Genomic DNA, 21,927 nt, shown 5'->3' on the forward strand with positions numbered 1-21,927 from the left:
TACGGGAAGGTGATCAATATACGGTAAATTATAGGTAAATGGAATAAAAATTCGGTTATGTACCATGAACAAAACTGTACATTCTTAAACAGTCAAAACTGTACATATTATCGTTGACATTTACACTCCATTCATTATATGAAAATGTAAAAATAATACTTGCAACCCAAACAACTAGAGCAATTATTATGGATGATAATATTGACCAGCTAATAACTTTTTTCATTTATCACCCTCCCTGATAACCATTTTATAGTAAATTGTCTGTTTCCTGGAAAATATGTTGGTACACAATTGCTCTTGTAAAGGTTCGAAATGAAAGTCCCTCTAATTTTTATTGAATGAGTTCTTCTCGTCATTCAGCAAAACCATCACTCCATTTTTTGTCTGTCGTGAAAAACTTTTAATATAACTAATAACACCCTGATTGAATAAATATTTACTTTCCTTTTCAGTCGCATTTGAATTAAATGTTTCTTTTATTTCTTCAAGGTTATCTGGTGTTTTTTTCTCAAATATTTCTTGGTATTTTATGCAAAGCTTCGCATAAGCCACCTTGCGAGGTTCCCTGTTTGCTTCTTACAATCTCTCCATTTTTGTTCTATAAAATTGAAGCCCAGAATGTTCAATCTAAGCTCTTCGTTGCAATCTTTAGATTTATTGTAACACAAATATTTAGAAAACCTGGATACATCACTACACACACTAAAATAGCATGTAAATTAAAAGGGATTTTCGCACAGTAAATTTTGACCCTTCTCTTCAATACTTTCAGGGCAGTGACAATATTTATGTCACTTTGTTATTTATTCTGCTAACCCAATTTCGGCTTAAAGGCTTAAAAATCCCCGTATAGCAGTATCTTCATTTTTTATTTGGTCACTACAATTGCCAAATTTAAAGTTCAACCCTATAGTACCGGGGTTTATAAGATGTTACATGTTTGATTTTGCCCCTTTTATAAAATTTTTGCCGAAACTTGGGCTAATACGAATTATAAATATCAATTTTTCCTTGAAAATGCTGTTATGAAAGTAAAAATAGCGTACTAAATGTTATGTGATTTTAGTACGCTAAATGTATTGGGTTTTTATTTTTTCTCCGTTGTAAATGAACTACTTAGGGCAACAGCCCCGTTCTTTTTTATTTATGATAACGTAATATTGGTTTGCGGGCGGCTGTTGTTTCATCCATACGTTTGACAACCGTATTATGTGGCGCTTCCTGAACCAATTCTGGTTTATTTTTCGCCTCATCGGATATTTGTATCATGGCATCAATGAAACCATCCAATGTTTCTTTCGATTCGGTTTCAGTCGGTTCGGTCATCATAGCTTCTTCCACATTTAATGGAAAATAAATGGTTGGCGGATGATACCCGTAATCAAGGAGCCGTTTAGCAATGTCCAAGGTGCGGACACCCAGTTGTTTTTGTTTTTTGCCCGATAAAACAAATTCGTGCTTGCAATGCTGCTGATATGGCAAGGAATACTCTTGTTCCAGTCTCCGCATCAAATAGTTCGCATTCAATACCGCATATTCGCTTACTTTTTTCAGACCCTCTGCACCCATTGTTCGAATATACGTGTAGGCCCTTAAGTAAATGCCGAAGTTTCCGTAGTATGGCTTAATCCGCCCAATCGAATCAGGGCGATCGTAATCAAATACAAATAAACTATCCTTTTTTGTAAGCACTGGTTTTGGCAGAAAAGGTGCGAATTCCGATGTTACACCGACCGGTCCTGATCCTGGTCCGCCACCTCCATGGGGACCGGTGAACGTTTTGTGTAAATTTAAATGTACAACGTCAAATCCCATATCTCCAGGACGGGTGTATCCCATAATCGCGTTCAGATTTGCACCATCATAGTATAGCTTTCCGCCTGCTTTATGAACTATCTCTGCCATTTTCATGATTTCCGTTTCAAATAATCCCAATGTATTCGGGTTTGTCAACATTAATGCGGCTGTTTCCTGATCAACGACACGTTTCAAATCTTCAAGGTCGACTAAGCCTTGTTCATTTGTTTTAACCGTAACGGCATCAAGACCGGCGACTGTGACTGATGCCGGATTTGTACCGTGGGCAGAATCCGGCACAATGACTTTCGTACGCTTATAATCGCCGTTTGCTTCATGAAAAGCACGAATCATCATCAACCCGCTCCATTCACCCTGAGCGCCGGCTGCTGACTGCAGCGAGAAGTCATACATGCCGGTGATTTCACTAAGGCCGGATTGCAGATCGTACATCATTTCCATGGCGCCTTGCACCGTTTTTGGATCCTGATGAGGATGGATATGACTGAAACCGGCAAGCCTTGCTGCGTCTTCATTAATTTTCGGGTTATATTTCATCGTGCATGATCCAAGCGGATAAAAGCCGGAATCTACACCATAATTGCGTCTTGATAATGCTGTGTAGTGACGCATAATATCAAGTTCACTTACTTCCGGCAATTCAGGCGCGTCTGAACGGATGTAGTTTCTATCAAATTCATTGTCCAAATCCATTTCCGGAACATCAAATTCCGGAAAACTGTAGCCTGTTCTTCCTGCTTTTCCACGCTCGAAAATTAATGGAAAGTCTGTATTAGCCATGGATATCCCCCAATTCTTTTACAAACGTATCAATTTCATCTTTCGTACGATTTTCAGTGACAGCAATAAGCATATGATTTTTCCATTCCGGATAGTCGACTCCAAGATCATACCCACCAATAATACCGCTTGCTAAAAGCTTTTCATTGATACGTGCTGCATCTTCAGGAAGTTTAATGACCAGTTCATTGAAAAATGGACCTGAAAAAACTGCAGGTATTCCAGCGGATGCCAGTTGTTGTTTGGCATAACGTGCTTTTTGCATATTCAAAACTGCCATTTTACGCAGTCCGCGTTTTCCGATTGAACTCAGCGCGACAGAACTGGCAAGCGCATTCAAAGCCTGATTGGAACATATGTTGGAAGTTGCCTTATCACGTCGGATATGCTGTTCCCTTGCCTGCAGTGTCAGTACAAAACCACGTTCACCTTCTTCATCGGTTGTCTGACCAACCAGCCGCCCGGGTACTTTTCGCTTGAGCTTGTCCGTTGTCGCAAAATATCCGCAGTGCGGACCGCCGAATTGAGCTGGGATACCAAACACTTGTGTATCGCCAACGACAATATCAGCACCAAAGTCACCTGGTGGTGTTAAATAGCCAAGTGCCAGTGGATTACTGGAAACAATGAACATCGTCTTTTTTTGTTGTCGGATAACCTCATTTATGTTATCCAATGGTTCAATTTGCCCAAAAAAATTGGGATACTGAATTACAACACTTGCTGTATTTTCATCTATCTCTTTTTCCAGCTGGTGCAGATCTGTTATACCATTAACGGCGTTTATTTCAACAACTTGCAGGTTTTGCCCTTTCGCATACGTTTGAATGACTTGGCGGGATTCGGGATGAACTGTTTTGGATATGATGATTTTTCTTCGTTTTGTCTGCCCGGCACTTAACGTTACGCCTTCAGCAAGGGCTGTTCCTCCATCGTACATTGAAGAATTTGCCACTTCCATTCCAGTCAGTTCACAAATCATTGTCTGAAATTCAAAAATCGCCTGTAATTCCCCTTGAGAAACTTCCGGCTGATACGGCGTATAAGCTGTATAAAATTCGGAACGCGATATAACATGATCGACAACAGACGGGATAAAGTGATCATAAACGCCTGCACCAAGAAACGAGCTGTATTCTTTTAAATTGGCATTTTTTCCGGCCATTCTTGTCAGTTCTTTCATAAGCTCTGCTTCATTAGCCGGTTTTTTTAAATTTAATTCACCGTTTAAGCGGACGTCATCCGGGATGTCAGCAAAAAGCGCATCTGTCGACTCGACGCCAATGGTATTCAACATTTCTTTTTTATCCGATTCCGTCATTGGTAAATAGCGAAATTCCATATAAACCTCCCCCTCATTGTTCACGTTTATAAAATGGTGTTTTTACTACAACCGCTTTTAGTTTCCGCTTTCTTACCTGAATGAATAACTCAGTTCCTTCTGCAGCGAAATCAGTTTTTACAAGTGCCAACCCAATATTTTTGTTTAATGTTGGAGACTGCGTGCCTGTTGTAACATAACCCACTTCTTTATCACCTGCAAAAACCTGGTAATTCGTTCGCGGAATTCCTTTATCGATCATTTCGATCCCAACAAGCTTTCGCGGCGGGCCATTATCAATTTGCCGTTTTAATGCATCTTTACCGATAAAAGCTTGCCCTTTATTAACTTTTACCGCAAACTTCATACCCGCTTCAATCGGGGAAATTGTTTCGGAAAGTTCCTGACCATATAAAGGCAGGTTTGCTTCAAATCTAAGTGTATCCCTGGCTCCAAGGCCAATCGGTTCCAGGCCATCGTCGTTACCCGCTTCCATAATGCGATTCCATAGTTCTCTGCCTTGATCTGCATCAATATAAATCTCGAAACCATCTTCTCCCGTATAACCTGTGCGCGACACAATAGCTCCTGCTTCAGCACCATGAAAATACACGGGATTTTCAAACCTGAAAAACTTAATCTGACTTAAATCCGTATCAGTCAATCGCTGCAAAATCGCTTCCGCTTTAGGACCCTGCAGAGCAAGCTGGACATAGTACGGGCTGACATTTTCAATCAAAACCCCTTTATCGTTATGATCTTTCAGCCATTCCAAATCTTTTTCGGTGTTTGCTGCATTGACAACCAGTAAATACTTATCTGTATCCAGCATATAAATAATAAAATCATCGACGGTGCCGCCATCTTCATAGCACATAAAAGTATATTGTGCACGCTTAGGTGTCAATTTGGAAACATCATTTGTGACAATTTCCTGCAAATAATCCAGACTTTCCGATCCCTGAACCATGATTTCCCCCATATGAGAAACATCAAATAAGCCGGCTTTCGATCGGGTTATTTGATGTTCGTGCTTGATGCCGCCAAATTGAACAGGCAAATCCCATCCGCCAAAGTTAACTGTCTTCCCCCCCCATTTTTCATATTCGGGGAATAACGGTGTTTGTTTTAATTCGCTCATCCCATCAACTCCTTTTAAAATAATGTTCGGCCATGGGACTTCCTTTTTCTGCATACAAAAAAAGAGATTCCCTCACCTTCAAGGAAATCTCTGTCCTTCAACCAGAAAGTTGCACACTTTTGTAAAACCGCATTCATACGCAAAAGTGTTTGCTTCGTGGGTGGTTTACTATCGTAAACACTCTCCAGAGCTGCGTCCTACAAGAGTCTTTTTGCCTGAGAGATTCACTGAACGTTTGCTCCTTCGGCGTTACTGCTCCCTTGAACAGTAAGCTCTCCCCTTGTATTCATTCGCATCATGATATTTACTGTTTTGGTTATACTATGTATAAATTCAGGAAAAAGCTATCTATATTACCTACATTGTACCATATGAACGATACTAAAAGTAGAGATAATCACAACTTTGTGAAAAAGGAGTATAGGATGAACCAAATAGATATCAAGCGGGATTCCGTGTTTATGGACGGTTTTGCAGAAAGACTGGAAACGGAAGGGCCTTTTTCTTCATGGGACCTTTTTAAAATGAATTACGATGCAGCCTTGACAACAATGGCACCATCGTTTGAGGGACTGAAAGCATTGGAGTATTTGCCGCAGATGGATTTTTTGGATCATCAAGTGTCCACTGCCCGGCAAGTTCTTGAGGAAATGAACGGTCGGGCGATTCTAGCCGATGAAGTCGGACTCGGTAAAACCATTGAAGCAGGTCTTATACTAAAAGAGTATATGCTTCGGGGACTAGCTAAAAAAATACTGATTATTGTACCGGCTTCTTTAGTCAATCAATGGGCTCAGGAGCTGAACGAAAAATTTCACATCCCGGCTGTGACTTTTAGGAAAAGTTATCCATGGGATCAATATGATGTGATTATCACGTCAATTGATACAGCAAAAAAGGCACCACACCGCGAACAGATCTTGGAACAAGACTATGACTTTTTGCTGGTGGATGAAGCACATAAATTAAAAAATCACAAAACAAAAAATTTTGAATTCGTAAAGTTGCTAAAGAAAAAATATTGTCTGCTGCTGACAGCTACCCCTGTGCAAAACAGGCTGGTTGAAATCTTTAACCTGGTTTCTATTTTAAAACCTGGCCATTTGGGTGATTATGACAGTTTTCTTGAACGATATGGGAAAGATCGTAAAAAATTGAAAGAGGATGGCTATTTGAAGCATTTAATCCAAAAGGTCATGATCCGTCATACACGGCAAAACATAAAGTTTGATGCAATTAAGCGAAACATTGAAACTGTCTGGATTGACTTCACTAAGGAGGAAATGGATGTGTACTCCCATTTGGAGAATACCGTTGATGTCTTTCCGGCTTTTTCAAAAATCACATTGCTTAGAGAGCTTTGCTCATCTCGGGAGGCCTGCTATCTGTCCTTACAAAAAATGGTTACCGATAGTCCAAGGGAAAAGCTGATAAAGCCAATCACCAATGAAATAGAGCAGCTCCCTCAGCATGTAAAAGCAGCCAAAGTTGTAGATTTAATTCAACAGACCGGTGGTGAAAAAGTGATTGTCTTTACCGAATACCGGGCAACTCAGGTTTATTTGCAATGGTATTTAAAGGAAAACGGAATTATTTCCGTTCCTTATAGGGGCGGCTTTAAAAAAGGGAAGAAAGATTGGATGAAACAGCTGTTTGAACACCATGCACAAGTTCTGATTGCGACCGAAGCCGGCGGTGAAGGCATCAACCTGCAATTCTGCAACCATTTGATTAACTATGACCTTCCCTGGAACCCCATGCGGCTTGAACAACGCATCGGCCGAATTCACAGGTATGGCCAAAAGAACGATGTTCACATTTATAATATAGCTATCCGCAAAACAGTGGAAGAACACATCATGACCCTTTTATATGAGAAAATTAATTTATTCGAACAGGTGATTGGTCACTTAGACAGTATTCTTGCTGAACTAAATATAAATGATGTCGAATCTGAAATCCAAACGATTTTTTCTGAATCAGCATCAACAGGTGAGGCCAGGATAAAATTGGATAATCTGTCCTCAGTTATACAAATGACACGTAGTGAAGCGGAACAGGGGGAGCAACAATATGGCCATTAACAATCTGCACGACTTTTTACAATCTTATTTCACAGCACATCACTGTGAATTAATATATAATCATGATGGTGTGTTGACCGTACAATTAACGGAAGAAATGGACCGTGCATTAATGAACCGTCCCTTTTACTGGCATTATATCAAGAAAATGGGTCACCCTGGTGATCCTAAACAACTTACATTAATAACTAATCCTCAAAAAAGGGACGGTAAGTGCGAATGGATCCATTATGGAAGCCCGCGCCTGCATCAAATTATGAATCATCTGCAGGAACACGAGAAATACACGAAACTATTTGAACAAATCGATACGAAACAAAGAACCGCACTATATCCGTGGCTCATCAGCAATATTAAAATCAGCTATCAGGGGAAACAAAAAAAAGATGAAATGATTTCAATTGGCCTTCACCTTGTTAACGGTATTATGAAACTGGAAATGATGGAAGAACTTCAGCATAAAGTTTTACAAAATACGATTCCCGATTACTGTTATACCATTTCACCTATGGTCAAACTGCACAGTGGATTTAAACGGATTGAAAATGTACTCGAAAGTTATGTCCGCGATCAGGATCATGACTGGGCAGAAGCATCACACAAAACAATGGAGGAGGAACTTGATTTGGTCCGTCACTTCTATAAAGAAGGATCGAATGAACACGAAATGGAAAAAGAAATGGAAGAAATAAGAAAACGCTATTCACCGCATATCACATTTAAAGTTGTTAACGGAGGTATTTTTTATTTGCAGGATTAAATGAAAAACAGGCTCTATCTTTTGTGAGCCTGTCATTCGAATTTCTTTTTAATAATTTTAAAAGCGAACGGCAAAATACCTAGCCATTTATTTGAATAGACCGGTTCTTCACTCTTATTTTTAAGCTTCTGTTCCCTTTTTTCGTTTGTCGGTGTATCAATATAGGAGGTAATCCGCTCAGTCAAATACTTAACATAATCATTCAAAGGCATGTATATTGACACCTTTCTGTTTCGATTCTTATTTTAGTATTGACCAGCCAGTTTGAAAATCATACACCTTATTGAAGGTACCCAAGTATTTCCTTGGCTACGCTATGTGGTGATTTATGATCAGTCATGATTTTAAGATCGGCTAACGCCGAATAAATTCTGTTGCGACGCTGATATAGCCGTTCTTTTTCTGAATGATTTTTATCCCACAATGGTCTTTCCGGATCATTTCCCAATCGCCTGGTAATCTCATCAAATGATGTAGCCAAATAAACAATCCGTCCATTGTTTTTCATAAACTCACCATTTTCCTGCCGTTCTATAATTCCGCCTCCAGTTGAAACAATAAATTTTCCACCTGCTGTATGCTTAAGCATTTCGGATTCGTAATAACGAAATTGTTTTTCGCCTTTCTGTTCAAAGATCGATACGATTTCGCCATACTTATCAATAATCATTTGATCTGTATCTGCATACATGCCTCCTAATGTTTCATGCAGCAGCTTTCCAACCGTACTTTTTCCGCTTCCCATGAATCCGATTAAATAGACTGTTTGCATTCGCTTCAACCTGCCTTAAAAATTTTAAAAATAATTTCTAAAAAAAGAAGGAGTTTTATGAAACATGTCGAATATAGTCATACAAAGGAGGTGACAAGTGATTGGACACAGCTTCCAGACTCTCTGAAAGTCTACTGCAATCCGCTGTTAAAGTAAATGCTTCAGATATCCACTTTTATCCTTTCTCCAAGCAGGTCAACATTTACTTCCGTATAAACGGCAATAGAATGCTTCACAAAACAATTTCAGCCAGTCAATACCAATTATTGCTGACTTATTACAAGTTTACATCAGGAATGGATATAGGGGAAGTGCGTAAACCGCAAAATGGCACGATCATTCATGAGCAGTTGAACAACTGTTATGCATTGCGTTTGTCGACACTTCCGGTTAACCATCTGGAAAGCCTTGCGATCCGCATACTCCCGCAGGAAAACAATCTTACCCTTGATAAACTTTTCCTTTTTCCCAATCAATTGAAAAAACTGAAGGAATGGATTACAGGCCGCAATGGCATCATTCTTCTCACAGGACCTACAGGAAGTGGCAAAACCACGACTCTGTATGCATTGTTGCAATCCATTCTATCCGAAAAGTCATATCAAACAATTACTCTTGAAGATCCAATTGAAAAGGAAATCCGTGACATTTTGCAGGTGCAAGTGAATGAAAAAGCGGGAATTACGTATCAAACCGGTCTCAAAGCCGCTCTTAGACATGACCCTGATATCATTATGGTGGGTGAGATCAGAGATCGGTTCACAGCAGAGTTTGCTTTTGATGCTTCACTGACCGGACATTTGGTATTGAGTACACTGCATGCTAAGAATGCAGCAGGCACTATACATCGATTGCTGGAAATGGGGATAAAGAGTTCTGATCTGATGCAGTCTTTAATAGCAGTAGCGGCCCTTCAGCTGGTTCCGATACAAATTAACCAGCATATAACAAGACGTGCTGCCATCATGGAACTGCTGGATGGGCAGCTGCTTGAAACTGTGATTAAGGGAGAAGATATACCATCAGCACATTATTTTCACACATTCCATCACTTACGAAAGAAGGCCTATGCATATGGGTTCATTGGGAATGAAGCGGTTTTGGAGGCCAATCAATAATAGTCCCAAAAAAGAGCTGCAATTACGCTTTTTATATCGTCTGTCGCGATTGTTGAACAATGGATATCCAATCGTTGAAGCTCTTGGTGTTATACAGTGGGATACACAGTTGAAACCGATCGCCTCCTCCGTTATCTATTATCTTAAATCAGGAAGTCACTTCGATGAGGCACTGGAAAAAGTTCATTTCAATCAGACCATTACAGCTTACTTATACTTTGTACGCAGCAATGGTGACCTGCGTATAAGCATTGAGAAGTGCATGACAATGTTCGAACAGCGTATCGTTTACACGAAAAAATTCCAGGAGGCAGCTCGATACCCCATCATCCTGCTCGTTATATTTGCAGTTCTTTTATATTTTGTCAAACAGTCGGTTCTTCCATCATTTATCGACTTATTTCAAAATAACAGTGAAACTGCCTCGACTGTTATGCTAGCAATGGGGATGATTGACTTCACCATTCGATTTTTCATGATTTTGATTGTTTTTCTTGTCTTCGGTTTTTTAATTTGGCAGATCAATCAGAAAAAAATAAGTGTTGATAAACGGATCAGGTTTTTTAATCTGCTTCCAGTATACCGGCAGTATAAAACGATGGAAATCTCATTTTTATTTGCGACTCACCTCAGTTCATTACTGTCGACAGGGCTTTCTATAAAAGAAATTCTGGTCAGTATGTCCGAACAGAAAAAACAACCGATTCTTGCACACTATGCCTCACTCCTGACCGCTGAACTATCCCGAGGGATTTATATAACCGGGCTAATGGCAAATTTACCACTATTCGATAAACAAATTTCAGTTATTTTTCAAAAGAATGCAGATACAGAAGAATTGGAAAAAGACTTATCCATTTACGCAGAATTTCAAACCGAAGAAATACACCGCAAAATAATGAAAGCTATCACATACATTCAGCCCGTTTTCTTTCTGATTTTAGCAAGTCTTGTTATTTTCATATACATGGCGCTCATGTGGCCGATGTTCCAGTTAATCGATACTATCTAAAAAGGAGATGTCAAACGTGTTTAAAAATGAGCGTGGTTTCACATTAATCGAAATGCTGATCGTTCTAATGATCATTTCTGTTTTGATTATCTTAATTGTCCCGAATTTAGGCAAAAAAAGTGAAGAAGTTCATGATAAAGGCTGTGAAGCCCTGGTTAGCGTCGTTCAAGCTCAGGCGGATGCCTATCTTATCGACACAGGTGCTTATCCTGCAAGTATCGATACTTTAGTGGGCGAATATATAGAATCAGAACAGACAACATGTCCTGACGACAGAACGTTAACGATTGCCGGAGATGGAACGGTTTCGGCCGGAAAATGAACCATAATAGTAACGGCTTTACACTTTTAGAAGTGCTTTTCGTTCTGAGCGTGTTGTCGGTTCTTATCCTTATCGCCGTACCCATTCAAGCTTCGGTTCTCGACAAACAGACTGAAGCAAATTTTCTTGAAACGCTGGAAATGGACATTCTATACACCCAAAGCTTATCATACAACTCCCGGTCGAGATACCAGCTTTTTTTTCCAGACCAAACCCACTATGTCATTAAAAAGTATGGCACTATCCTTGAACGGAAAGTGCCCGAGGGATGGTCAATAAAAAAACGAACATTACCAACCATTTCCTTCAATCGAGAAGGGACAATCCGTAAACCGGGGACTATGACGATTTATACACAAACTACCCAGTATAATCTGGTTTGTCCGCTCGGGAAAGGACGGTGCTACTTTGAAAAACAGTAATGGTTTCTCGTTAATTGAATCACTTGTAGCGGCCAGTCTTCTCATGATGGTTATCACAACTGTGATTCCGCTCACAAGTCTTTTATTGCATGAACGTGAAACTTTACAGCAAAAACAAAATATCAGCGGCGAATTACATCACCAGCTGCAGACATTTCTGCGGGAGGAGCAAACCAACCTCCCCCATCGTCTTTTGAAAACGATAGATGGAACAGAAGCCGAGTTCCGGTTTATCGCTGAAAGCAACTTAGTGAAAGGATGTGCCACATGGAAAAATGCCAATGAGAGAGAAAGCCAATTCTGTTTATACGGATATCAGCAGAGGTGAGCAAGGATTTACATTTATTTCGATTTTTTTGGCAGTCAGCATTATATTTATGACAATCCCTTTTACTGCCTATTTAGTAAAAACGGCTGAATTTTCTTCTGAATATAATCAGTTGTCTGTGCAGCAATTCTTCTTCTTTTTACGGGATGAAGTTATCCGCGCCTCCGACATCATTGTGGAGCCCTCTAACATAACACTGATACGTCCGGATGATTCACGCGTTGTATTGAAACAATATGATGATCTGATCATAAGACAGCTCGACGATGAAGGATTTGAAATATATTTGCGAAATGTCCGGGATATTCACTTTACCACTTTGTCTTATGGTTTACATGCTTCCATCACAACCATAAATGGTGATCAATTTGAGAAAAATATTGTCTTTTACCACTAACCAGCAAGGCTTCGTCTTCCCTTATGTTTTGTTTTTCATTGCGCTGGCGTTCATAATCCTGACTGCAAATGTTAATATCTATCAGGATGAAATCCGTATTACACAAAATCAAACAGAACAATTAAAAATCGAAACCCTCATACAAATGGCAAGGGGACACTTGAAAGACGAGCTAGCTGATAAGCCTGACACCGGCACTATCGAATATGAGTTTCCTTATGGAGATGTAACAGCCCATTATGTCAAATTACATCATCAGACATACCATTTGTATGTCACCTGTCAGACGGATAATGGCGCCACTTATCAGATTATAAATCAGATGCGACTCAATTCCGAATAAAATTGTCGGTCTTTGCGTATTCTATACCCAAATGATAAATTGTGTACATTTTTCAACATTTCCCCAGCTTTCATCTTTACCGTCCGTTTTTTTATTATAATGAATGTAAACGGTCGTGAGGTGATTGCATTGAAACAAACTTTGAAGGTAACGGGGGTATTGAGTGACCCAACAAGATTCAGCATTTATCAATTTATGGTTAAAAAGCATAAAGAGGTCAATGTAACTGAAATTGCGAACGAATTCGGGATCCATCCAAATGTGGCACGTCTTCATTTATCAAAACTGGAAGACATTCAAATGGTGGAATCATACTCGGAAAAAACAGGTAGAGGCGGCCGCCCAAGCAGACGATATAAGCTGTCGGATGAGGTGATTGAACTCCATTTTCCGCACCGCGACTATAAGCTGCTTTCTTCAATAGCTTTAGAGTCGTTTATTAATCTGGGTGAACCGGGGAAAAAGGCACTCTATCAGACCGGATATCAATACGGTGCAAACATAATGAGGCAATATCATGAGCAGACTTCCACTGTTTGGCTTACAACTGAACAAAAGCTCACGATATTAAGGGATGCTGGAACAATGCTCGGTATGTACCCGGAATTTGAGTACAGTGAAAAAGCTGGCAGTGTTTCGTTTCAGATTAATAACTGCCCTTTCAAGGAAATGGTTCATCAAAACCATACGATGGTATGTCAGATGCACTACGCATTTTTAAAAGGTATGTTCGAAGCATTGTTTGACCATGTTGAACTAACCGAAATGGAAAATATGTTCAGCGGCTGTGAAAGTTGCACTTATGTGGCAAAACTCTCACTAGTTTAATGCGATTTATTTACAATATTCAATAGGTCGTTTATAATGACACTTATAAGGTAACCCAAAGGAGGGGAAAATATGGATCGTATGTTTCGGGTCCTTGCCTTTTGGACAGGTATATTTACCGTCATGTTTTACGTTGGAGAAATGGTCAATGTGGCATTGTTATTTCTTGTTCAGACGGCATTTTTCCTTGCAGTAAGCTATCTGAAGTTATCTGAACGTATGTATATGTATTTATTCGGAGCTTATTGTACTATATTTTTGGTCGGATTTACTTGGTATTCCGAGTTTATATTGGTACCGGGATTCGGGCATTAATAGGTGTAAAAAACCCTGCTTACATATGAATTGCAGGGTTTTTAATTTTTTTAGTTTAGTTGTTGACAAAACCTTAACATGCAGTCTATACTGTTATTAGTAGCTTAACTTTTATCCCTAACCAACAAAGAGCAGAGCACATCCCCCCTAAATGCCAGCCATCATTCATGGCTGGCATTTTTATTTGCTTTTATAAGACCGGACTTGCACCGTAACGTTCATAATACATTAAACGAATGGCACTCTCTTAAATCGAAAAGAATGGATTGTGTTTTTTTTCATTGCCAATTGCCGTTGCAGGACCGTGTCCCGGATACACCGTATATGAATCCGGCAACTGATAAAGTGTTTCACGTATGCTCTGTTCCAATACGTTCATATTACCACCAGGTAAATCTGTTCGCCCAATCCCCCGATTAAATAAAACATCACCGCTGATTACAAATTGTTGATCGTGGAATATAAAGCTGACACTTCCAGGTGAATGCCCCGGTGTGTGAATCACTTCAAATGTTATGTCACCGATAGCCATTCTGCCCTTCTCTAGGTTATGTTCCGCAGGTTTAGTGACAATTCTGCTGCCCATAAAAGAAGTGGATCCATTGTATTCAGGATTTTCCAGCCACTCCGCCTCTTTGTCATGTAAATATACATTAATGTTGTAATATGATCTTAATGCATCAACTCCGCCAATATGATCAAAATGAGCATGCGTTAACAATATGGCCTTGGGTTCCACTTTATTCTCTGTTAAATAGCCGATTATCTCTTCAGAATCACCACCGGGATCGAAAATTAAAGCGTCTGTTTCGTTATGTACCATATAACAATTTGTTCCCAATGGGCCTGCCTCCATGCTTGCTATTTTCATCTGATCTCCTCCATTCATTAAATATTGTTCCAATTCATTTGGCTATACCTCGACAAAAATCATTTTATACTATAAAATAAGTATAGAAAACAGTTACTACATATAATACAGATAAGTTTCTATGTTTAGTTACAGGGAGGATGTGTTACGAATGGTTTTGGCACTTATCTTTTTGCTGGTTACTTTACTGGCCATTGTATCTGTTATCCAGCAGCTTAAAATCAAAAACTTGTTTGCGCTGGGTTTTTCAGCAGTTGCCGTATTGGTCTTCGGATTCTTTTCAGTTGCCACGATCGTTAAAGAATTAGGCAATATGTAGAATTTAAAACGAAATAACACTAATACTTTTCTTTTAAAAAGCTAACGTAACATGACGAATCGTTAGCTTTTTATTTGTTATTGATTGTGTTTCGTTTTATTAAGTTCGTCTGAAATCAATAAAACGAAACAAATTGTCATGATTAGAATTTCAAGTTGCGCAGTTTATGCTTAACCAAAAATGCTGCCCCGATAACACCGGCATCATTACCTAATTGGGCCAATTTAACATCACAAACATCACTGACCCTTGCTAAGGCGTATTGACGGAATGCCTTTTCTATAAGCTGGATAAACGCTTCCCCTGCTCCGGACACACCGCCGCCAATCAGAATTTTAGAAGGATTGATGAGGGTCGCTGCATTTGATATCGCCAAACCGAGAACATCAGCAGTATATGCAACGATATCATTGCACGGTACATCATCCTCATTTGCCAGTTCAAAAATATCTTTCGCTGTAAGGCTTCCGGAAACTTCATATCTTGCTGCAAGCAAACTTTCCGGATGCTGTTCCATTTTCACCTTCGCTTGATTTACCATGCCAGTTGCTGATGCGATTGTTTCAAGACAGCCTCTTCGTCCACAGTTACACAAAATTCCCCCGGTTTCAACTGTTGTGTGGCCTATTTCCCCCGCCATCCCGCTTTCCCCATTCAGGATACTGCCATTTACGATGATGCCACCGCCAACACCTGTACCAAGTGTAAGCGCAATAAGATTTTTCACATTTCCGCCTGCGCCTTTCCAGTTTTCACCCATAACGGCAGCATTAGCATCATTTGCTACAAATACCGGCATCCCGGAAATGGTTTGGAGGTTATCAGATAAAGGCATGTTTTTCCATCCGATATTAACGGCCTCTATAACGCGACCGGTTTCACCGTCAATAAACCCTGGTGCACCAACTCCAATTCCTTCGACTGCTTCTTTTGAAATATTATATTGATTAAGCCTCTTACTCAACGATTTCCAAATATCCGTAACTATCGATTCCCCTGAATTTGTTCTATTGGTGGGGATTTCCCATTTATCCAGTATAATTCCATTGTTATCAATAATGCCCATTTTAACTGTTGTACCGCCAACATCAACACCAATAATTGACTTTTCCATCAGGAATTCGCTCCTTTTTCACCACGCAAGCGAGACGCTTCTCCTCTCAATATTAGCAAAGCATCCCGATATTCATATGCTTCAATGATCTGAACTTGGTATAATTCTTTTATTTCTGCTTCCATTAGTTCAAGATCTGCAATGCGGTTGCCTACATATATAATGGTACCAAAACGTTTCAATAATTGCTGTACATCATATACTGTTTTCATATAAATCACCAAATTTGATTATATCAAAACGGTTCATAATAGTGAATAAGAAAATACACGGTAATGGTAGGATTTGAAAAAACACGGGCAATCGTCTCACCTTATAGCGAGTAACGAAACCTTTTATAAGAATCCATAATTTATACATTCTGACGTTATAAAATAAGATCCAGACCGTTGCATTCAACGATCTGGATCTTTTGGATTTAAAAATACCGGTCTGCGATTTTTCAATGGAATCGGTGATCGGATAAACACATCCCTGAACGCTCTGTATGAAAAGGGAAGCAATGGCCAGAGATATGCGATGCGAAATGATGACATCCGAATTAAATAAAGAACCCAGAGTGTAATGCCGACGATGTATCCCATTGCACCAAACAGGCCCGTTACTATGAGCAGGAACATTCTGATAAGCCGATTTGCCAGGCTTAGTTCATAACTCGGCGTAGCATATGTTCCAATCGCTGCAATTGACAGATAAAGGACCACTTCATATGAGAATAAACCAACTTCCACTGCTACTTGACCAATTAATATGGCTGCTACAAGGCCGAGAGCTGTCGCAAGTGCAGACGGAATGTGAACAGCAGCCAGCCTGAGTATGTCAATTCCCAATTCTGCCAGAAGAAATTGTAAAATAAGCGGCACTGTTCCTTCTTCATTTAAACCAATGAACGAAAGGCTCGACGGCAAATATTCCGGATTGACAGCAAGTAAAAAATATAACGGCAATATAAAAATTGATGCAAACACAGCTATATAACGTACAAATCTTAAGTAAGCCCCTATAAGCGGTTTTTGCCGATATTCTTCTGCATGCTGAAGATGGTGCCAAAACGTTGCCGGCGTTATCATCACACTTGGCGAGCCATCAATGATTATCAGCACATGGCCTTCAAACAGATGTGCTGCTGCCGTGTCGGGTCTTTCAGTGTAGCGCACAGTCGGATACGGATTCCAATGCCTGCCACTGATAAATTCTTCAATGGTTTTTTCCGCCATCGCCAGACCATCCGTATCAATTTTATCCAAGACTGCTTTTGTATCACTGACACGTTCCGGATCCGCAATATCTTCTAGATAACAAATTGCGATATCGGTCATTGAACGTCTGCCAATCTGCGTATACTCCATCCGTAAAGAACGATCCCGTACTCTTCTTCTTACAAGAGCGGTGTTAAATACGATCGTTTCAACAAAACCGTCTCTCGAACCTCTAACAACCCGTTCTAGGTCCGGTTCATCAGGTGACCGTACCGGATATGTCCGCGCATCAATCATAATGATTTCATCGACGCCTTCGACAACCAATGCAGCTGGACCACCAAGTACAAGATCTGATGCTTTATTCAAATCTTTTACATGGTCGATTTCAATATATGGAATATACGTCTTAAAGAGTTTTTCCAATGGATCGGGTTCCAGTTGCTCCGGCTCGAGTTTTGCCAGCAACTTCATAATATAATGCAAAATGTCATCTTTTGCGAACCCATCAATCATAAACATTGCCATATTCCGGCCGGCATATTTTAAATCCAGATGAATGACATCAAAACTTTTATCAACTGCCAGCCGTTCTTTTATATATGAAACGTTTTTTGAATAGGCGGAAAATAACGGTTGTTTTTCTTTTTCCATTTGCTCACCTTTTATCTTTAGAAGTTCCGCCATAGTTTATGTGAAAAAACAGTAACTATGCAAAATGAGCATATCCTATTGAGCCACCTCATATATTTTTTATGGAAATGAATTATCTTTGATAAACACTAAACCTACCCCCCCGCTAAAGGATGATCGGGATGAATAAACGATTGCTATTTTTAAGTGTTGTATTTCTGGTTTGTACAAGTCTGCTAACATTATTTTGGCGGATGGGCGCTATACCAGTGATTACTTATTTTCCGGAGGATAACCAAACCGGATTTGTTAAGACTGGCACAGCACTTGAATTGATTTCGGAAAACTCAAGCGACTCATATGAGATGATCTGGACAAGCACATCAAAAAGTGAGGAGAACTTATACCTGCGCCAGGACGCTTCTTTAATATTTAATAATGGACAGCTGATCGGAGTCCGCAGCAACTGGAGAAAAAACACTGACACCATCAGAATAGAAGAGAAGTTTAGTGCGGAAGACAGCAATTATTTTCAGGCAATATCATTTCATCATGGTGAAGTTCATTATCCAAATAAAATCAAAAGTATTCATCATTCAACATATGACCAGTTGTATGTAATCGATTCACCAAGCACTATCCTTAAATCTTTCAAATCGCCTGAAACGGGGTACGAACATGAATGGGCCAGGCTACTGAACCATACAACGGAACAGCAACTTGTTTATAATTGGAAACAGCTGATGGCATATTACGACATTGACCAAAAGGATTACTATGCAATACCTCTGACTGATTTGCATAAATTCAATACTGAACCATTGCCTTCATTTACGCAAAAACAGACAAAGCAAATTATAGGCCAGCTGTGGGAAGGCATTTATAAAAATTATATCTTGAATGTTAAAAATCTGCGTAACAAAACAGTAAAAAGTTATATCCCCCTTATATTGTTCGACAATCAACATAATCACTTAATGGTCCTGTTTGAATGGAATGGACAAAAAGAAAGGCTTATACAAAAATATCCTGACTTCTGAACCCTCCATTATAAACGCCCCGTCTTGTCAATTATGTTTAGACGGGGCTGTTATATGCTAATTTTTTTGGTTTCCGGTTAACTGTTCATATAAATTGGCAATATCCTCATTTCGAGGCTCCAGTTTATAGGCTGTTTCAATGTGCTTTTTTGCTTCGTCTTCTCGACCGTTATTGCCATACAAAATTGCTAAATTATAATGTGCTCTTGAAAAATCATTGTTCAGATCAATCGATTTTTCCAAATCTGTTATCGCGTTGTTAATATTGTTTAATTGAATATAAGCATACGACCGCTGAAACAGCAAATGGCTTTCTAATTCATTTTCTATTTGTTTGGAACGCTTTAATCCTTTGGTGGCGACATCCGCCGCTTCTTCATATTGATCTTCCGTGATGAACTGCTCTGCCGTCATTAACAAATATGAAGGGCTATTCTTATTATGTATCATGCCGTAACCAGCCAGTCCAAGAACAATCAGCATATATAAAATAAAAGAGGCTAATTGTATCGGCCCGTTCGTTTTTTTAGGCAAAAACAAAACAGCTGATGCAATGAATCCTGTTATCAAACCTCCTATATGTGCGCCATTGTCAATCTGGGGTACAGTTAGTCCAAATACGATATTGATTCCGATAATAAATAATAAATTCTTACCCATTGTCTGGAAAAAAATTCTTCTATATATGCATCCGAAAAATAACAGCGCTCCAAACAAACCAAACAGTGCTCCGGAAGCTCCTGCTGACACATTGGTTGTAAAGGCAAAGCTTGCGAGACCACCTCCAACCCCAGCCATAAAATATATAATCAAAAACCTGAATGATCCATATATCCGCTCCACGACCATTCCCAGATAATAAACAGCCAGCATATTCATAAATAAGTGCAATATACCAATATGCAGAAACATGGAGGTTACAATCCGCCACCATTCCCCTTTTTCGATAATAGCGGGGTTATATTTTGCTCCGAATTTAACTAATGTCTCAGTTGACGTGCTTTTGCCATTCAGTTCCAATAGCAAAAAAATAAAAATATTAACAACCAGCAAAATATAAGTGAAAAAAGGCTTGCCGTATGAAAAAACCTCCCTGAAGTCCTGTTCTTTATTTTTCAACTGCCCGGCTAATCTTTGTCTGCAATTGTGAACTGCTTGCGTTTTTTCAGTTTCGGAAAGCCCTTCTTTAGGAAACTTGAATGCAGTTCCGACAGCATTCCGAAATCTTGCCAATTCCTCTTCTCTTTCATGTGTTGACAAATAATACACATTCATTGTCACTGAGTTTTTCTCATTTAACCACCATGGTTTTTTCAGAACATCCCAATCATCAACCGGAGCATCTTCAGCAATATAGACATTATGTATGTCGACATGTTTACTTTGAAAATACCGCTTTAAGGATTCTGCCTTTTGAAAAACTTGATCTACATCATTCATTAAATGATTCTTCCAGTCAAAACCACCATGGAACAGCCGAATAATATATGATACTTTGCCATCCCGCTTTTCCAGCCATAATTCTTTATCTTGACGCATATGTATTAATTCATAACGATCTGTATCAATTAAATGACAGGCTAATGTATACAATGTAAAGCTTCCATTCAGATACATGTATCTTCCCCCTCAAAGCCATGATATCAAAACCGGCTATATTTTTCTTCTATATGTAAAAGAAGCTGTTGGACTAACAGCTTCTTAGAAATGGGATGGGCTATTCAACCGGCCGTCTCTGAAACAAAGCCGGCATTATTTTTTCGCGGATGACTGGCATATTCATTGAAATCATGACGGCCATACGTCGTAAGAAGCTAATGGCGAGTATGGTATTCATGATTCTGTACCGCCACCTGAAAATCATTGCGACCATTGTCATAACCACTGTTAGAACTGTAAAAACTTTCATTCCTGACACCCTTTTCATATGTTGTGACGATAATAGTTATCTGCCAAAAACATAAGATTATGCATCAAGATCCTATATACCGATCATACAGTGTACGCGCCTGAATAGGATCTTCCGTTCCCTGGACAAGAACACGTCCATCCGTGAACATGACAAAATGAATCCCTTCTTGCAAAGAAGCCTTTAATAAGAATGGCGTCCGTTTGGTATCTGCAATCTGTCCCAGCTTACTTTCCCACTGTTCCAGATCCATGACGGACTTACGGTGGATCTGAACCGTATCTCTTCCGCATAATACCGTTTCTTCGCTCTGTGCTTTTTTTTGCAAAGCAGGAAATTCTTGTTTTTGGCACACTACACATTCCGGATCCGAATGGGACAGTTTCATATCATACTGACGATTATGCCACACATCAAACGTTTTGAGTGTTTGACGCAATACTTGCTGGTTGCCGGTTAAATATTTTAATGTTTCCGTCACTTGAAAAGAGGAAATCATATCAACGGCAGGTGAAATAACGCCAACAGTGTCACATGTCTCGCCTCCTCCCTCGCCTTGTTTTGTTATACATCTTAAGCAAGGGGTTTTTTCAGGAATAAAAAATGCCGTCATTCCGCGTGAACTGACAACACCGCCATACGAAAATGGAATCCCGTATTTGAAACAGGCATCATTCAATAGGTATCGAGTGGAAAAATTATCTGTGCCGTCAAGAACGACGTTAGCATCATTAATCAAATCATCTATGTTTTCAACTGAAACATTTCCCACAATTGGCTCAATGATTACCTGGCTGTTCATCTTTTCCAATTTATTTCCGGCTGCAACCGCTTTTGGCAGAGCACATTTTACATCGTCTTCATCAAACAGCATCTGCCGCTGTAAATTGCTCATTTCCACATAGTCACGGTCAATCAGACGCACCTTTCCAATTCCCGCCCTTACCAAATGATTGCATATAACCGTTCCAAGGGCTCCGGCGCCTACAACTAGTACCGTACTATTCGACAGCCGGCGTTGTCCATCTTCCCCGATTGGTTCAAATAACACTTGTCTTGAATAACGTGCAAGATCCAC

Annotated in this window: 27 protein-coding genes and 1 riboswitch; of the genes, 13 read left to right on the top strand and 14 right to left on the bottom strand. The window is 39.6% G+C overall.

Going from position 1 to position 21,927, the window contains the following annotated elements:
• Positions 1 to 55: 55 nt before the first annotated feature.
• From IEW67_RS13465 to gcvT, 5 genes are all read right to left on the bottom strand, one after another.
• Positions 56 to 226: a hypothetical protein gene (locus tag IEW67_RS13465; protein ID WP_188633601.1), complete on the bottom strand. Its 171-nt coding sequence runs from the start codon at positions 224 to 226 to the stop codon at positions 56 to 58.
• Between the two features lie 101 nt (positions 227 to 327).
• Entirely contained in the window at positions 328 to 555 is a 228-nt protein-coding gene (locus tag IEW67_RS13470) for a hypothetical protein (protein ID WP_188633602.1), read from the bottom strand.
• A 588-nt stretch (positions 556 to 1,143) separates the two neighbouring features.
• The gene (gene gcvPB / locus IEW67_RS13475) at positions 1,144 to 2,601 is read right to left on the bottom strand and encodes an aminomethyl-transferring glycine dehydrogenase subunit GcvPB (RefSeq protein ID WP_188633603.1); all 1,458 of its coding nucleotides are present in this window, start codon (positions 2,599 to 2,601) and stop codon (positions 1,144 to 1,146) included.
• On the bottom strand, positions 2,594 to 3,943 hold the full coding sequence (gcvPA, locus tag IEW67_RS13480; RefSeq protein WP_188633604.1) for an aminomethyl-transferring glycine dehydrogenase subunit GcvPA: 1,350 nt from the start codon (positions 3,941 to 3,943) through the stop codon (positions 2,594 to 2,596). Before gcvPA ends, gcvPB begins: the two co-directional genes overlap by 8 nt.
• A 13-nt stretch (positions 3,944 to 3,956) precedes the next feature.
• Positions 3,957 to 5,063 (bottom strand): glycine cleavage system aminomethyltransferase GcvT, encoded by a 1,107-nt coding sequence (gcvT, locus tag IEW67_RS13485; RefSeq protein WP_188633605.1) that lies wholly within the window; start codon positions 5,061 to 5,063, stop codon positions 3,957 to 3,959.
• Positions 5,064 to 5,256: 193 nt separating this feature from the next.
• A riboswitch (glycine riboswitch) is annotated at positions 5,257 to 5,353 on the bottom strand.
• A 135-nt stretch (positions 5,354 to 5,488) separates the two neighbouring features.
• On the opposite strand from gcvT, the gene IEW67_RS13490 reads away from it, so the two are divergent.
• Together IEW67_RS13490 and IEW67_RS13495 are read left to right on the top strand one after the other, a co-directional pair.
• Entirely contained in the window at positions 5,489 to 7,147 is a 1,659-nt protein-coding gene (locus tag IEW67_RS13490) for a DEAD/DEAH box helicase (RefSeq protein WP_188633606.1), read from the top strand.
• Positions 7,137 to 7,907: a YqhG family protein gene (locus IEW67_RS13495; protein WP_188633607.1), complete on the top strand. Its 771-nt coding sequence runs from the start codon at positions 7,137 to 7,139 to the stop codon at positions 7,905 to 7,907. The genes IEW67_RS13490 and IEW67_RS13495 overlap by 11 nt, the downstream gene beginning before the upstream one ends.
• A 32-nt stretch (positions 7,908 to 7,939) precedes the next feature.
• Here the strand turns inward: IEW67_RS13495 and IEW67_RS13500 are convergent, their stop codons facing one another.
• Together IEW67_RS13500 and IEW67_RS13505 are read right to left on the bottom strand one after the other, a co-directional pair.
• The gene (locus IEW67_RS13500) at positions 7,940 to 8,119 is read right to left on the bottom strand and encodes a YqzE family protein (RefSeq protein ID WP_188633608.1); all 180 of its coding nucleotides are present in this window, start codon (positions 8,117 to 8,119) and stop codon (positions 7,940 to 7,942) included.
• Positions 8,120 to 8,187: 68 nt separating this feature from the next.
• Positions 8,188 to 8,679, bottom strand: a complete 492-nt coding sequence (locus tag IEW67_RS13505; RefSeq protein WP_188633609.1) for a shikimate kinase — start codon at positions 8,677 to 8,679, stop codon at positions 8,188 to 8,190.
• Between the two features lie 101 nt (positions 8,680 to 8,780).
• Here IEW67_RS13505 and comGA point away from each other — a divergent pair, with 101 nt between their 5' ends.
• The 9 genes from comGA to IEW67_RS13550 all read left to right on the top strand — a co-directional run bounded on the left by comGA (position 8,781) and on the right by IEW67_RS13550 (position 13,764).
• Positions 8,781 to 9,797, top strand: coding sequence for a competence type IV pilus ATPase ComGA (gene comGA / locus IEW67_RS13510; RefSeq protein ID WP_188633610.1), 1,017 nt, complete (start codon positions 8,781 to 8,783; stop codon positions 9,795 to 9,797).
• The gene (gene comGB, locus IEW67_RS13515; protein ID WP_188633611.1) at positions 9,754 to 10,809 is read left to right on the top strand and encodes a competence type IV pilus assembly protein ComGB; all 1,056 of its coding nucleotides are present in this window, start codon (positions 9,754 to 9,756) and stop codon (positions 10,807 to 10,809) included. The genes comGA and comGB overlap by 44 nt, the downstream gene beginning before the upstream one ends.
• A gap of 16 nt (positions 10,810 to 10,825) precedes the next feature.
• Entirely contained in the window at positions 10,826 to 11,131 is a 306-nt protein-coding gene (gene comGC / locus IEW67_RS13520) for a competence type IV pilus major pilin ComGC (RefSeq protein ID WP_188633612.1), read from the top strand.
• Positions 11,128 to 11,553, top strand: coding sequence for a competence type IV pilus minor pilin ComGD (gene comGD / locus IEW67_RS13525; protein WP_188633613.1), 426 nt, complete (start codon positions 11,128 to 11,130; stop codon positions 11,551 to 11,553). The genes comGC and comGD overlap by 4 nt, the downstream gene beginning before the upstream one ends.
• Positions 11,540 to 11,881 carry a type II secretion system protein gene (locus IEW67_RS13530; RefSeq protein ID WP_188633614.1) on the top strand — a complete coding sequence of 114 codons (342 nt, stop codon included), beginning with the start codon at positions 11,540 to 11,542 and terminating at the stop codon, positions 11,879 to 11,881. Before comGD ends, IEW67_RS13530 begins: the two co-directional genes overlap by 14 nt.
• Complete coding sequence (locus IEW67_RS13535; protein ID WP_188633615.1) at positions 11,835 to 12,278, top strand: competence type IV pilus minor pilin ComGF; 444 nt, start codon at positions 11,835 to 11,837, stop codon at positions 12,276 to 12,278. The genes IEW67_RS13530 and IEW67_RS13535 overlap by 47 nt, the downstream gene beginning before the upstream one ends.
• Positions 12,250 to 12,621, top strand: coding sequence for a competence type IV pilus minor pilin ComGG (gene comGG, locus IEW67_RS13540; RefSeq protein WP_188633616.1), 372 nt, complete (start codon positions 12,250 to 12,252; stop codon positions 12,619 to 12,621). Before IEW67_RS13535 ends, comGG begins: the two co-directional genes overlap by 29 nt.
• Before the next feature lie 129 nt (positions 12,622 to 12,750).
• Complete coding sequence (locus IEW67_RS13545) at positions 12,751 to 13,449, top strand: helix-turn-helix transcriptional regulator (protein WP_188633617.1); 699 nt, start codon at positions 12,751 to 12,753, stop codon at positions 13,447 to 13,449.
• Between the two features lie 72 nt (positions 13,450 to 13,521).
• Positions 13,522 to 13,764: a DUF2626 domain-containing protein gene (locus IEW67_RS13550; RefSeq protein WP_188633618.1), complete on the top strand. Its 243-nt coding sequence runs from the start codon at positions 13,522 to 13,524 to the stop codon at positions 13,762 to 13,764.
• A gap of 247 nt (positions 13,765 to 14,011) precedes the next feature.
• Here IEW67_RS13550 and IEW67_RS13555 read toward each other — a convergent pair whose 3' ends face one another.
• On the bottom strand, positions 14,012 to 14,635 hold the full coding sequence (locus IEW67_RS13555) for an MBL fold metallo-hydrolase (protein ID WP_188633619.1): 624 nt from the start codon (positions 14,633 to 14,635) through the stop codon (positions 14,012 to 14,014).
• 151 nt (positions 14,636 to 14,786) lie between these two features.
• On the opposite strand from IEW67_RS13555, the gene IEW67_RS13560 reads away from it, so the two are divergent.
• Positions 14,787 to 14,954, top strand: coding sequence for a DUF2759 family protein (locus IEW67_RS13560; RefSeq protein WP_188633620.1), 168 nt, complete (start codon positions 14,787 to 14,789; stop codon positions 14,952 to 14,954).
• Positions 14,955 to 15,096: 142 nt separating this feature from the next.
• Here the strand turns inward: IEW67_RS13560 and IEW67_RS13565 are convergent, their stop codons facing one another.
• From IEW67_RS13565 to IEW67_RS13575, 3 genes are all read right to left on the bottom strand, one after another.
• Positions 15,097 to 16,068, bottom strand: a complete 972-nt coding sequence (locus tag IEW67_RS13565) for an ROK family glucokinase (RefSeq protein WP_308430738.1) — start codon at positions 16,066 to 16,068, stop codon at positions 15,097 to 15,099.
• Entirely contained in the window at positions 16,068 to 16,280 is a 213-nt protein-coding gene (locus IEW67_RS13570; RefSeq protein WP_188633621.1) for a YqgQ family protein, read from the bottom strand. The genes IEW67_RS13565 and IEW67_RS13570 overlap by 1 nt, the downstream gene beginning before the upstream one ends.
• Before the next feature lie 183 nt (positions 16,281 to 16,463).
• Entirely contained in the window at positions 16,464 to 17,921 is a 1,458-nt protein-coding gene (locus tag IEW67_RS13575; protein WP_188633622.1) for a spore germination protein, read from the bottom strand.
• A gap of 161 nt (positions 17,922 to 18,082) precedes the next feature.
• On the opposite strand from IEW67_RS13575, the gene IEW67_RS13580 reads away from it, so the two are divergent.
• Entirely contained in the window at positions 18,083 to 18,940 is an 858-nt protein-coding gene (locus tag IEW67_RS13580; protein ID WP_188633623.1) for a hypothetical protein, read from the top strand.
• Between the two features lie 57 nt (positions 18,941 to 18,997).
• Here IEW67_RS13580 and IEW67_RS13585 read toward each other — a convergent pair whose 3' ends face one another.
• The 3 genes from IEW67_RS13585 to IEW67_RS13595 form a co-directional block, all read right to left on the bottom strand.
• Positions 18,998 to 20,557, bottom strand: a complete 1,560-nt coding sequence (locus IEW67_RS13585) for a rhomboid family intramembrane serine protease (protein WP_188633624.1) — start codon at positions 20,555 to 20,557, stop codon at positions 18,998 to 19,000.
• A 100-nt stretch (positions 20,558 to 20,657) separates the two neighbouring features.
• Positions 20,658 to 20,849, bottom strand: a complete 192-nt coding sequence (gene yqgO, locus IEW67_RS13590) for a protein YqgO (protein ID WP_188633625.1) — start codon at positions 20,847 to 20,849, stop codon at positions 20,658 to 20,660.
• 64 nt (positions 20,850 to 20,913) lie between these two features.
• Positions 20,914 to 21,927 (bottom strand): ThiF family adenylyltransferase, encoded by a 1,014-nt coding sequence (locus IEW67_RS13595; RefSeq protein WP_188633626.1) that lies wholly within the window; start codon positions 21,925 to 21,927, stop codon positions 20,914 to 20,916.

It is taken from the genome of Lentibacillus kapialis, from assembly GCF_014646635.1.
Classification (GTDB): Bacteria; Bacillota; Bacilli; order Bacillales; family Amphibacillaceae; genus Lentibacillus; species Lentibacillus kapialis.